Genomic DNA, 251 nt, shown 5'->3' with positions numbered 1-251 from the left:
GGTTAGATACTATTGCCGTAGAGCAACGTGCCAGCGGGATATATATTGTCTCTCGAAAAATGGCAGAAACAGATCCTGAGGCTGCTTTAGTATTTTTAAACAATCAAAAACAAGCTTACGATTTAAATCAAGATTATTTCAACAGTGCCTTAGCTGAAATAGCCAGTGTGGAACCCAATATTATGCTAGCGCGAATAGATAATTATGAAGCGAATGTTCAGCGGGATATTATCATTAACGCTAGCTACGCC

General features: G+C 39.0%; 1 protein-coding gene. It reads left to right on the top strand.

The window, feature by feature from the left end:
• Nucleotides 1–251, top strand: a 251-nt coding sequence (locus AAEY72_RS15745; protein WP_352311572.1) for a hypothetical protein, incomplete at both ends; no start/stop codon positions are given.

The organism is Psychrobacter sp. W2-37-MNA-CIBAN-0211, from assembly GCF_040309405.1.
Taxonomy (GTDB): domain Bacteria; phylum Pseudomonadota; class Gammaproteobacteria; order Pseudomonadales; family Moraxellaceae; genus Psychrobacter; species Psychrobacter glaciei.
The sequence above is the reverse complement of the archived record's forward strand: the minus strand, read 5'-3'. Positions and strand labels throughout refer to the sequence as shown.